12 protein-coding genes are annotated in these 11,555 nt (G+C 67.8%); 3 read left to right on the top strand and 9 right to left on the bottom strand.

The genetic code is table 11. The features are described 5' to 3' along the window. Nucleotides 1-125 precede the first annotated feature (125 nt). Nucleotides 126-425 (bottom strand): hypothetical protein, encoded by a 300-nt coding sequence (locus EU555_RS32105; protein WP_135419392.1) that lies wholly within the window; start codon nucleotides 423-425, stop codon nucleotides 126-128. After that, nucleotides 418-1,095, bottom strand: a complete 678-nt coding sequence (locus tag EU555_RS32100) for a ParA family protein (RefSeq protein ID WP_135419391.1) — start codon at nucleotides 1,093-1,095, stop codon at nucleotides 418-420. Before EU555_RS32100 ends, EU555_RS32105 begins: the two co-directional genes overlap by 8 nt. A gap of 896 nt (nucleotides 1,096-1,991) precedes the next feature. On the opposite strand from EU555_RS32100, the gene EU555_RS32095 reads away from it, so the two are divergent. After that, on the top strand, nucleotides 1,992-2,546 hold the full coding sequence (locus EU555_RS32095) for a hypothetical protein (RefSeq protein ID WP_135419390.1): 555 nt from the start codon (nucleotides 1,992-1,994) through the stop codon (nucleotides 2,544-2,546). 24 nt (nucleotides 2,547-2,570) lie between these two features. Here EU555_RS32095 and mobF read toward each other — a convergent pair whose 3' ends face one another. Both mobF and EU555_RS32085 read right to left on the bottom strand, forming a co-directional pair. Next, nucleotides 2,571-5,942 carry a MobF family relaxase gene (gene mobF, locus EU555_RS32090; protein ID WP_135419389.1) on the bottom strand — a complete coding sequence of 1,124 codons (3,372 nt, stop codon included), beginning with the start codon at nucleotides 5,940-5,942 and terminating at the stop codon, nucleotides 2,571-2,573. A gap of 12 nt (nucleotides 5,943-5,954) precedes the next feature. Further along, a complete protein-coding gene (locus EU555_RS32085; protein WP_135419388.1) occupies nucleotides 5,955-6,269 on the bottom strand; it encodes a hypothetical protein in 315 nt (104 codons plus the stop codon). A gap of 706 nt (nucleotides 6,270-6,975) precedes the next feature. On the opposite strand from EU555_RS32085, the gene EU555_RS32080 reads away from it, so the two are divergent. Together EU555_RS32080 and EU555_RS32075 are read left to right on the top strand one after the other, a co-directional pair. Next, a complete protein-coding gene (locus tag EU555_RS32080) occupies nucleotides 6,976-7,773 on the top strand; it encodes a P-loop NTPase family protein (protein WP_135419387.1) in 798 nt (265 codons plus the stop codon). 116 nt (nucleotides 7,774-7,889) lie between these two features. Then, nucleotides 7,890-8,453, top strand: a complete 564-nt coding sequence (locus EU555_RS32075; RefSeq protein WP_135419386.1) for a hypothetical protein — start codon at nucleotides 7,890-7,892, stop codon at nucleotides 8,451-8,453. An 89-nt stretch (nucleotides 8,454-8,542) separates the two neighbouring features. Here the strand turns inward: EU555_RS32075 and EU555_RS32070 are convergent, their stop codons facing one another. From EU555_RS32070 to EU555_RS32050, 5 genes are all read right to left on the bottom strand, one after another. Beyond that, the gene (locus tag EU555_RS32070) at nucleotides 8,543-8,797 is read right to left on the bottom strand and encodes a hypothetical protein (RefSeq protein WP_135419385.1); all 255 of its coding nucleotides are present in this window, start codon (nucleotides 8,795-8,797) and stop codon (nucleotides 8,543-8,545) included. Nucleotides 8,798-8,851: 54 nt separating this feature from the next. After that, nucleotides 8,852-9,031 carry a YegP family protein gene (locus EU555_RS32065; protein ID WP_244537675.1) on the bottom strand — a complete coding sequence of 60 codons (180 nt, stop codon included), beginning with the start codon at nucleotides 9,029-9,031 and terminating at the stop codon, nucleotides 8,852-8,854. A 252-nt stretch (nucleotides 9,032-9,283) separates the two neighbouring features. Next, nucleotides 9,284-9,718: a hypothetical protein gene (locus tag EU555_RS32060; RefSeq protein ID WP_135419384.1), complete on the bottom strand. Its 435-nt coding sequence runs from the start codon at nucleotides 9,716-9,718 to the stop codon at nucleotides 9,284-9,286. 631 nt (nucleotides 9,719-10,349) lie between these two features. Continuing rightward, complete coding sequence (locus tag EU555_RS32055; protein WP_091890558.1) at nucleotides 10,350-10,874, bottom strand: RES family NAD+ phosphorylase; 525 nt, start codon at nucleotides 10,872-10,874, stop codon at nucleotides 10,350-10,352. Further along, nucleotides 10,871-11,272 (bottom strand): hypothetical protein, encoded by a 402-nt coding sequence (locus EU555_RS32050; protein ID WP_135419383.1) that lies wholly within the window; start codon nucleotides 11,270-11,272, stop codon nucleotides 10,871-10,873. Before EU555_RS32050 ends, EU555_RS32055 begins: the two co-directional genes overlap by 4 nt. Nucleotides 11,273-11,555 lie beyond the last annotated feature (283 nt).

Raw genomic sequence — 11,555 nt, 5'->3', positions numbered from 1 at the left:
TCTCCAGTCTCACCGATCGTGCGCCGGAAAACGCCCTCGATTGCGCCTCCGCCACAGTTCGATTGCGCGCCGCTACAGGTAGGATCCGGCGCTTGGGGAGGGATTCGGAATCGAATGCGGCGCGCTCAGACGATACCCTTCCGGACCGCGTCCATCATCCGCTTGAACCCCTCGCGGTAGGGCAGCCGCTCGCGGTCGCACCATTCGATGAAGTCGACCTGGTCGGAGACGTTGATCCGCGTCGTGAACGAGGTCGTCGGCTCCTCCGAGGCGCGGCGCCGCTTGATCGGCTTCGGGGCGTCGCGCTCCACGAATCCATGGGCGGCGGCCGCCGTGCGGCTCACCGCGGGCACATCCGCGGGGGCGGGCGCGGCCGGCTTGAAGTCGCCGAGGTTCGCGAGGCCGGCAGGCGTAGGCTTAGACATGGGCGGGCTCTCTGGCTGTGCGCAGGATCTCGACGATCTCGCCGGCGAGCGCGTCGGCGTTCTCTCTCGCCTTGTCGAGGCCGTTGACGGCCTGCGGGTCGAGCTCCTCGAGGCTCTGGCGGTAGGTGAACATGGAGCGGTAGGCGGCCCGTTCGGCGAGGTCGGTCACCATCATCGGAATGCCGGCCGAGGCCATCGTCTCGCGGATCACCCGCTCGTCGCGGGTCGCGAACCCGGGCTTCGTGCGGGTGAACAGGACGCGGTAGGGCCGCGGGCCGACGGTCGCCGCCTGGTCTTCGATGTAGGCGATCGCGCGGCGCGCCTGCGTCGCGTCCATTGCCGAGCCCTGCATGGGGATGAGGGTCAGGTCGGCCGCCAGGATCGCCGAGGCGACCATGAGCGAGGCGGTGCCCTCGAGGTCGGCGATCACGAACTGGCTGCGGCCCCCCTCCCCTTTCAGCATGCGGCCGATGTTGGTCGAGTCGGCGTGCCCAATCACGGTGACCGGGCAGGCGCTCGGCCCGTCCTTCCAGGCGACGAGGTTGCGGTTCGGGTCGCAGTCGAACAGCGTCACCGACGCCCCGTGGCGGGCCAGCGTCGTCGCGAGCACGAGGGCGGTCGTGCTCTTGCCGGTCCCGCCTTTGGGATTGCTGACGGCAATTACAGCCATGTGGGGTCACCTCACGTCCGGTCACTGGGAGCAGTGTGGGGCGGCATCGCTCAACGCCACGTTAATTGCCGTGACGCGCCTTGGCGTGATGCGGCGTAGCGCGGCATGACGTCAAGGCGGTTAACGTCATTTGGCGTGATGTGAAGTGACGTGACTTCATATGAAGTCATTTGAAGGCGCCGGCCTTGGCCCTGGATCCGTTCCGACGAACGCCACGTCCCGTGTCCGCGGGGTACGCCCTGGTGAGACGGCCTCACGAGACACTCGCGTCCGGATCAATAGGGTCGGAACACGGGCGGCGGGACAGCCACACACCAGGGTCTGAACCCTCACCAGACACCCGATGCAAGCGCTGCGCTGTTGGACAGCAGGGGAGGGGGCTTGAGGGCCTTGGCCTTTCGCGACAGCCACGCCGTCAGCGGTCGACAACGTCATCAGCAGCACGACCAGATACACGATACTAAGAACGAAGCAGGCCCCGACCGCCACGAAAAGAAAAGGGGACCGCAGCGCTGCGATCCCCTTACCCCGTCGGGCGGGCCACCCCTTCGCGTCTGCACGAGAGCGCCCTCGTGCGGAAACGGCATAGGTTTAGATGGGCTTGAACATAGGCTTCTGCAACCGGCTGACAAGTCCGTAGTGGCTACGGAGCCCCCACGACCCGCGTCCCCCGACCCGATTCGCAGGCCGTCTCCTGGGGTCCAGAAGCCCAAATCGGGGGCCAGGCACCGGAAAACTGCGGCTCTTCAGCTGCAGTGGCCCCCAAAAGCCGGTCTTCCCTGGGCGGAACCGGCCAAGCCGGACGATTTCAGGCGCCACGCCCAGGTGCGCGAGCTGCGCAGTGGCAGCATTGCTGGGCCTCGGTCATCCGACCCTGGCTTCGCAACGAGGCCATCATGCTCGCTGCCCCACTCCCCGGTCCGGTCCTCCACCCCGCGTTCGTCCATCTCGCCCTGCTCAAGCGACCCCGCAATCCAACGGAGCAGAACCGCCTCACCCAGTTTGTTCGCTCTGTCCGCGACTTAGAGTTCGTCTATGGGCCCTTCCGAGTGGACGATGCAGAGGCCCGGAACGAAGTCGCTGCCATCCTTCAGAGGAAGGAGCTCGCGCCGGTGGCGGGCCCACTGCAGGACCTCGTTACTCGCTGGGCGGACGCCCGCGTGAGCGAGGACGGGAATGCCCGGTGGTGGATGTTCTTGGATTTACCCGAGTTGATCGACGCCTACGCCATCGAGGCCGGCCTGACGGAGGACTGGCGGGATCTGCTGGCCAGAGTCGTGTACGGCGCCATCCTCGCATACGGGCCGGTCGGGGCAGCGCTACCGAACCCGCCCGATGACGTCGGTAGCCGGATCGATGTCATCCCGGGCAGGGGAAGACGCCGTAGGGTCATCGACGAGGACGGCGGCGAGGGCGCACCGCCTGTTCCCCCTCCGGGCGGTCGTCGCTGAGCTACTCGGATGGCGACTAAGCGTTCAGAGCCGCGGCGCCGGGCCGGTCCTCGAATGTCCCCGAGGGGCAGGGCAGGGCGCCTCGTCCTGCCGTGCAGCGCGGGCGAGGCGGTCACTCGTGAGGGCTGCCTCGGCCGCGAGTTGCGCGAGCGCTCGCGTCCGGGCTTGAAGCCGCACCGCGATGGGCTTCAAGGCTTGTGCGAGACGATGCCGGCGCCCCTGGACTGGGAGGATGGTCGGCGCCATTCCGCGCGCGGTCCTGGCCTCCATTCGCACCAGACCGAGCCGGAAGGTATCCTCGGCGGCGCAGCGGGCGGCATAGGCACGCTGCAGGAGATCGAGCGCGGTCTCGCTTTGGGGGCGGGTCCCGAAGGCTTTCGCGGCGTGGCTCCACAGGTCGGCAGCGCGGATCGGGCGAGCATCGCCGACCGGCCGGCTTGCCGCGACGGCCCGACGTTCAGCACCTTCCCCGAGAACGATCCAAGATCTCGATCGGTGGCGCGTCGCTGCAACATAGAACTGTCCTGCATCAACCCCCTGCGATCCCTGAGGCAGAGAGAGAATACATTCCTCCGATGTGGCCCCCTGCCCACTATGGATACTGTGGACGTCTCCCTGACCGAGCAGGATCCGGCTTGTCTCACGGTCGCGCAGAGCGGCCCAGGGGACCAAGGCCTCACGCCCCGAAGCGGCGCGCAGCACCAGACCGGCAGGCTCGATGCCCCTGACCGTCAAGATCGAGCCGTTGACCCCGAGCGCACCTCGGCCGCCGCCGCGGCCGAACGTTCGGCGGTAAAGCCGCACCCGGTCGCCGAGGGCGAGCGGAAGCTCGAACGCGGCGCCAGCCCGATCCACCGCCTCGAGGCAGGCGATATCGGGGCCGCGCCGGCCTTCGGCCTGCCGCTTGCGCCGCATCGCGTCGGCGGTGACACGGGCGTCGGCCTGCGTCGGCGCGAGGACGAGGACCGCGTCCTCGCCGATGGCCTGGGCCCGCTCCCACCACAGATCTGCCGCGGCAGCGGCGGCCTCGGCTTGCGTTCCGGCGGCAAGGCGGGCGCGACCTTCATCCCGCAGGGCGTCGATCACGGCGGCTGCCCGTCCTGCCCGGGCCAGGTCGGCCAGTTCGCGCTCCCGAGCCTCACGCTGGCGCACCGTCGTCGTCACCTCCGCCAGCGAACCGCCGAGGGCCCGCGAGAGAAGATCAATGACACCGCCGGCCTCCACGCTTCGGCCCTGCAGGGGGTCGCCGACGGCCACCAGGCTGCAGCCCGACGCTTCCCGCAACTCGAGCAGGGCGAGGGCGTCCCGGGTGGAAGCAAGCGAGATCTCATCGATCACGACCACATCCGCGGGGCCGAGCCGCAGCTCGCCGTTGCGGGCCCGGGCGAGGAGCGCGGCAAGGGCGAGGCAGTGCTCGGATGGAATCCCGGCGTCGGCGAGCGCTTGGGCCTGCCGCCATGCGACCGCAGTGCCGTGCACCGGCCGACCCTTCGCACCCCAAGCGGCGCACAATCCGCTCAGGAGAGTTGTCTTGCCCGACCCGGAAGCACCCACCAACACGGCCAGGGCCCCGGCCGCGCCAACAGCTTTCATGGCGGCTGCCTGTGCCTGACCGTGAACCCCGGTCAGATCGAGGCCTGCCGCCGCCGCGCCAGCTTCCACCTCCTCCTCCGTCAGGGCTCTGGAGCGATCGGCTGCGGCCGCACGACCGAGGTCGACGAGCCGGGTCTCGCGCGCGAGGTGGGCCGCCGTCGTGAGGCGCACCGTGGCCTGACCCCGGCGGCCGCGAACCTGGCGCACGATCACGGGCGCACTCTTGCCCGCGTCCGTGACGCCGCCCGCGATAAGGGCGGCCACCACGTCATCGATCTCTCCGGCCTCCTGGACGCCGGCGGCCACCAGCCCCCGCGCCGCGGCAATGCGCGCCGCAGTCCCGTCGAGCACCGCCTCGCCCTCGAACTCCCGCTCAAGGAATGGAGCCGCGGCAGCCCGCGCGATGGTGACCCGTTCGGACCGGGAGGGCAGTGGGATCGGATGATCCGGATCGAACACGGGGGCCGGTCGCCAACCGAGCGCCTCCGCCTCCCTGCGCCAGGTCGTGATGTCGGCGACGTCGTCGGTCTTGGCCGCTCGTGGGTCGCCTTGGACGCCCGTCTTGAGCAGGCCGACCCGGCGCCGGACATCGAGCGTGTCCCAGTCGAGACCCTGGGCCGCAGCGTAGGCCCGGGCCGCGGCCTCACCGCAAGCCGTGCGACGCGAGAACGCGGCGCGTACCGCCTCGGGAACGGCCGTGATGCGGGCAGCCCCGGTGACGGGATCCATCTCGACGCGGACGCCGAGGCGGCGCAGGCCCGTGGCGAGGTGAGCCTGATAGAGAAATCCGATCTCCTTCAGGCCCTTGATGGCGTCCAGGTTGGGCGCGCCGACATGACCCGAAGGGGTCAGCACCACGGCGGGTACGCAGACGTGAGTGTGCACCTGAGGCGTACCCGGCACGCGCACGGTCGCCAGGTGGCTGAAGGCCTCGCCGGTGACGGGATCACGGTCCGCGATCTCCGTCGTGGGACGGCTGGTGTAATGATCGAACGCCAGCCACGCGAGTGCGCCGCGCTCGCTTCCGCCCCGACCGCCCTTCCCACGTCGTGCCCATCCGAGCCTGTCCTCCACGGCCTGCATCGCCTTCGCGACGGCCTCGCGGTGGATTGCGTGGAGCGCGGCGCGCTCGGCCGCGGTCGGGGCCAGCAGGATCGCGACCGACACCGACTTGTCGGCCGAGAAGCAGAGGTCGATGAAGCCGATCGGCGCGCGCGCGGCGGTGACGGCGTCGCGGTAGGCGGTCGGACGCAGGGGTGCCCCGTCAGCGCGGCGGTTCTGAGCCAGCGCCTCCAGGATGGCTGTCACGGACGTGGTCTCGTCTGCCCCGAGCAGGCGCAGGGTTCGGGCCCGCAGCGGCGCCACGCGATCCGTCGGCAGGGCCTCGCCCGTCTCGGCATGACGGCCGGCGAGCACCCGCTCGACGTCCTGGGCAGCCGGGAGCCGATCGGTTGGCAGGCCGGTCTCCTCGGCCAGAGAGACGGTCGTGGGACGGGCCGTGCGGCCTGCGATCGGCGTCCCGTCGACGCGCTGCCCGGCGAGCAGGTGGGCGATGCCGTCGGCGTCCGGGGGCCTGCGTGGATCGAGACCGAGCAGGCCTGCGAGTGCTGGGTCGAGGTCCTCCCGCACGCGCGGGAGCGTGACCTGGAAGGCTTCTGGTGGAGCGCCGGCCGCACCGGGCACGCAGGCGTAGTAGGCGGCGAGGGCGGCCGCCTCGGCCGGCAGGGTCGGCTCCATCAGGTGGGCCGTCATCGCGCGCGCGCCGCTGAGCCCACCCGCCGAGCCCGTGCGGTAGGTCAGCATCGCGCCAGCACCCTACGCCGCACGCCCCGCGCCGAGCCTGATCACGACGGCGCCGGGAAGGGCGTCGAGGCCGGCGCGCATCCCGTCCAGCGTTTCGGTCTGCTCGTCGAGGCTGTCGGCGATCCGCGCCAGCGCCTCGGCGAGGCCGTCACCATCGCTTTGCGTCCCGAGGTCGGCCACGGCCGAGAGGAGGGCCTGCAGGAGGGCGGTGTGCGCCTCCTGTCCGGCCACGATCTGGGTCACGCCTGCCGCGAGCACGCTGATCTCGCGATGCAGGTCCCCGATGCGCTTTGCCAGGGCCGTGAGAGCGTCCCGCTCTGGTACCATGCCGATCTCCGGATGCCGGCTTCGGCCGACGATTCGGATTGTACCACTCGCGCACTACGGGTGCCTTGGTCTGTAGGGGATCAACCCCCGCCCCCGCGCCCCGCTCGTCCCCCGGTTGAGCACCACTCCGGGGGGCGTCCGGTCCTTCTCGACCGGGAGGGGGGACGCTGATGCCGCGGCAACACCCCGACATCCCGGCCGCCTTCGCGCGGGTCCGGTCCCGGGACCGGCGCCTCGGCCCCTGGATGACGCGCTACCACGACACTCTGATGCGCGAACTCGGTAGCGGCCGGATCGCCTGGCGGGATCCGCTCGCCGTGTTCGCGAGCCTGGGTCTCACGGACGAGCACGGGCGCCCCCTAACCCGCGATACGGCGTCCCGAACCTGGCGGCGGGTCCGAACAGCCGTCGCGGCCGCCCGGCAGGCTCAAGCCAGCATCGCCCCGCGCCCGGGCGAGCTCGTCCGTGGTGTTCGTCTCGCGACACCACCGGCTCGCCTGACGACCCCGCTCCCATCCTCACCGCTCCCGTCCGCGCGTGTCGCGCCCGGAGCGGCCTCGCCGGTCGACGGCGTCGAGGAGGCGACCGAGCGCATCCAGGCCGTCCTTAGTGCGATGGGGGCCGCCCGAGTGCCCCTGCCGCGCCAGCCCTCTCGCATCATGCCGGTCGCGGACGCTCGCCCGGCACCTGACAGGACCGACGAACCATGACCCGCGCCAAGCGCAACTTCTCCGACGACACGCCCGCCTTCGTTGCCCCTGACCTCGCCGACCGGCGTCCGAAGCTGGTCCTGCTCCTGGGCCGGGGGAGCCGGGGCAAGACGATGCTCTCCCGCTGGATGATCGACCGCGCCGAGAATGCGGGCCGGCACCCGTTGCCGGCCGATGGGGATAGGACCAACCAGACTCTGGCCCGCTACCACTCGCGCGCCGTGAGCCCACCTTCAGCCGATGATGCGGATGTGCGCGGGTGGGTCGCCGGCATCGTCGAGGGCCTGCTGCTTCACCGACACGATACTGTGCTCGACCTTGGCGGCGGTGACCTCACGCTCAAGAGCCTCGCCCGGGAGATGGATCTGCTGGCCTGGCTCACGAGCCTCGCGGTCGAGGTCGTGCCGGTGCATGTCCTCGGACCGTCGCTCGACGATGTCGCGTACCTGCAGTCGGTCGAGGAGGGAGGCCTTCTCGCAAGCCCCACGACGATCCTGGTTCTGAACGAAGGGGTCGTCCCCGTCGGCCGGACCCCCCACGCCGCATTCAGCGAGACGGTTCAAACCCACGCGGTGTTCGCGTCCACGATCGCCCGGGGCGCTCGCCTGGTCAGCATGCCGAGGCTGGAGCCGGCGCCCGAGCTCGAGGAGCGGGGGATGCCGTTCCTCCTGGCCGCCCAGGGTCTGGCGCCCACCGGGGAGCAGCCGCTCGGTCCGTGGAAGTCGCAGCAGGTCACGCTCTGGCTGAGGCGGATGGAGGCCAATTTCGCGTCCGTGCTGGAGTGGCTGCCATGAGCCGCGGCCCTGATGCGGTGGAGGCGTCCAGCGTCCCCATCCTCGCCGAAGCGGTCCGGATGGGCCGAGCTCTCCGCGAAGCCGCACGAGCGGCGGGTCTTCAGCCCGGGGATCCGATGGCCCCCCTGGTCGAGGCGCTTGCCCGCACCGTCGTCTACCTGGGCCAGCAGCGATCCGCTCTCGCCCTGACGGCGGAAGACGTCACTGGCCGGCTCGGCGGCCTCCTGCTGGATGGTCGCGAGTTCGCCGATGCGGAAGCGGATCGCTTCCGGGCCGAGTGCCAGGCAGCGGAGGCCGAGACGGTGAGGAGGCTCTCGACCGTGCTGGCCGATACGGCAGAGCGGGCGCTGACCGACCGCGTGCGGGCGCTCGACCGGCGCACGGCTGTCCTGGTCGGACTTGCCGTCGCCGGCGCCCTCATCCTCGGGATCTCGGGCGGCTGGTGGGCCGGCGACCGTTCCGCGCGGGCGGAGATCACCACCATAGAGGATAGCGTACGCGCAGCCTTCCGGGAGGGACCGGGCGCCGCGGCATTATGGACCGACCTGATGCGCTGGAACGACCCAAAGGCTGCGCTGGCAACTTGCCGGGAGGCAGGCGAGATCCTGATCCAGGGGGGGCGCCGTGCCTGTCGGATCCCCTTCTGGATTGAGCGTCCTCCCCCGGCGCAACGGATGTAAGGCTGGACAAAAGTTTCTGCCAATCGGGCCGTCAGAGAGGGCGAGCGTGCCCGGGATCGGAGGTCCCATGGGTGCGCTCGCCCGAGGCTTCATGCCGCCAGCGTGATCCTCCGCCAAGGCAGACGGGACGGATGCACGTTCTGTAGAAATCGGACGATGTCGGATCGGCCATACAGGCGGCTATCTCGTGCGCCTATCAAGACGGTAGGAACACCTAATTCGTAGCTCAAGGTGCGTACGACTTTGTCTCGGTCGCCGAAGCTGTCGATAACACTATCGCGAACACTGACGACCGCGAAGTTGACGCCTTGCTCGCGGACAACAGCAACATCCCAAGTCGACATCAAACTCTCCATCAGAAGCAAGGATGGCTCGGCTCTACGCCGAGCCACGCATGTTCAGGCTGCGTGCAAGAGGTCTGAAGGCATCCATGTCGGGCTGTTGTGCGATCCCTTCATGATTTCGATGCTTCTTTCGCAGTCTGATCTACGCTTATACCCTTCGCTGCTGACAGAAATTGCCAGTCCGTTGCTGGCGTGGTAGGTCCAGCGCCACTCGCCTTTGTTGTCTTTATACATCCAATAAGAAGGGAAGGGTCGGTTGCTCATAGCCGTGCCTTTCATGGCTCGTATGTGTAAGCCAGGCTTGACCAGAGGCATGCAGACGCCATTATAGCACCCGCTGTGATGCAGCCTGTCCCGCGCCTGGCTCAGAGTCATGCGGGTCGGAACTTCCGGGCCGTCGAGTCTAGCCACTCGACGGCCCTTCTAATTCCGTTGGTCAAATTTCCTTGCGCGTGTGATTACGCACGCAAAATAAAGATCGGTTTTTCAGGATTGTTCCTGATAGCTCTCCTCGTAGCGGTTGCTTTCACCCAGATCTTCGGCCGTCTCAACCATGGCACCATCTACCATGTATCGGCCATAAGAAATTCTCTGTATATGCTTGCGGCGCGTTAGATAGCCGAGCGCGTTGTAAATTTCCTTAGGCTTTGCCTCGACGCCTGATTTTTCGATTGTCTTTTTTAGATCGTCGACTGTCCAAGTGCCGGTGCGTGGCATGAGTTGAACGACAACGCTGAGGACGTCGCCCGCGTTTGGAGTTCGGATTGGTCGGAGTGCGTCTGTAACTCGCCGCACGACGAGTTGCTTCTCGGCTGGAGAGAGAGTCTCCAGCAGGCTGAGAATGCCGCGGACCATTGAGTCCACGCGGAAGGCTGACGCCTCCTCGGCCGGGCTAGAGCGATGTTCCTGAGCAGCACCCATTCAAGGAGTATGACAGGCGCACAGTTCGCTGTCCACCCCTATGGATTGGCTTAACGGTTCACTAACCACGTTTGGCCCTCAGAGCACAAGGATCCTGCCTTGCCTGGGAGAGAGGGTGCGGCGAATTATCCACAGCCATTGTCGGATTTAGCATACTCCACGCCTTAGCTCGTGCACTTCGGTCCAATCGGGAGCGGGCCTCGCTTCACGGGGTAGCGAGATTTTATCCGCGAGATGCCCCCTCCGACGACAAGGCGGTAATCTGCGCATGGCGCTACTTGGTAGGCTGATCGCGCAAACCAGCTTCAAGTTCGTGACGGATTTGATCGCTATGGGATCTGGCCATCCGTGGCGCCCTTGGTTTCAGGCTTGATCGGCGCGCTCTTCGGCCTGCGGCACTTCAACCTGCTATTCGGGGTGATCTTCCTTTCGTATCAGCTCGGGTCATTCGCAGGCGCCTGGATGGGCGGTGTGATCCTGGACGCAACGGGATCTTACAGCTTTGTGTGGACGCTGCTCGTCGCCGTAGGCGCCTCGGCCACAGCGCTGCAATGGCCGATGGACCAACGCCCGCCAGGGGCATTGCGTCGGCGTAGGATGGCTGGTTCGGTACGCCCCTGCTGGCGCAGCTTCATCGCCACGAGGATTGATCGACGGGCAGGTCGCCGTGAGGGTCGTGCACGGTAAGCGCGTCGCCGCCCGTGAGATTGGCCGAGAACAGGACGAGATTGGTACCACCGGGCCGGCGCGTCGATGGGAACAGCAGGCCGCGTCGCCCCGCGGCGATCACGCCGTCCGCCAGGATCCACGATGGCGGGATACGCCTCTCGATGCGGGCGATGTGTTTCCAGTCCGCATTCCATGAGGCCCAATCGGGCGACCATGTCGCAGGGTCAAAATCGCCCGAGAAATCCACGATCTCGTCGGCCCTGACCTTGTAGGCTGCGAGCGTGGCAGGCGGCGCGATGGAAGCGCCTTGCTTCAGCTCGGCATAGGCGGTCTCGGGCTCCGTGCTGAGGTAGAGCGCTTCAATCCCCGGTCGGTTAAACCGGCCCCCGCCCGTCGCCGCACCTGCGCCGCTCAGGGGAAGATAGGACCAACGGGGTGTGAGGTACCGATAGAAGATCCGCTCCGCAGGGAACCGGGTGATGATCACCCGGATGCCCCGTTCCTCAGGTCTTCAAGGAAGGCCAGGACGGCCTCGAACTTGCCGTCGGAAACGAGTTCGGCTGCGGTTTTGCCACGATAGTCCAAGATCGGTTCATTCATGAACCAGTACTTGGCTTTCTCGATATCCCCAGTGAGTTGGCTGGCCGCGATGATGATCTTGATCATCTCGCGCAGGCGGGCTTGCAGGACCTCGGAGGCGGGGTTCGTACGTAGCGTGTTGCGGTGGACGCCGGCGAGACGCGCCAGGGTCATCTTGCTCATGCCTAAGCGCTCGGCGAAGCGCTCGGACGAGATGTAGGGTTTCCGTGGCTCCTGGAGCTCGTCCATGAACCGCGACACGAGGATCGCAGGGGCGTCCTCGCGAATAGCTGCACCAACGCTCATCGCGACCACCTTACGCACTTTCAGTGCACTATATATGCACAGCTCGTCTTGCGGCAAAGGGGGGGCGTTCGGTCGGCGATCGCCCATCCCTGTTCACCCGGAGCCACCACACAACGCTGGCAACGCTGAGAACGCAGGCGTCATTAAAATCTTCCGACACGGGCGCGGATGAACATCGAGGGAGAAACTAAGGGCGGCAGCGTTGCCCAGCGTTGCGCGTCGCCACTCGGCCGACTTCAGGATCCCCTCGCCACCGCGACGCTCCCGGCTATCCACACTCCGG

Origin of the sequence: Methylobacterium nonmethylotrophicum, from assembly GCF_004745635.1 — a bacterium.
In the GTDB taxonomy this organism is placed as follows: domain Bacteria; phylum Pseudomonadota; class Alphaproteobacteria; order Rhizobiales; family Beijerinckiaceae; genus Methylobacterium; species Methylobacterium nonmethylotrophicum.
Note: the sequence above shows the minus strand (reverse complement) of the source record. Positions and strands in the feature narration are given on the sequence as shown.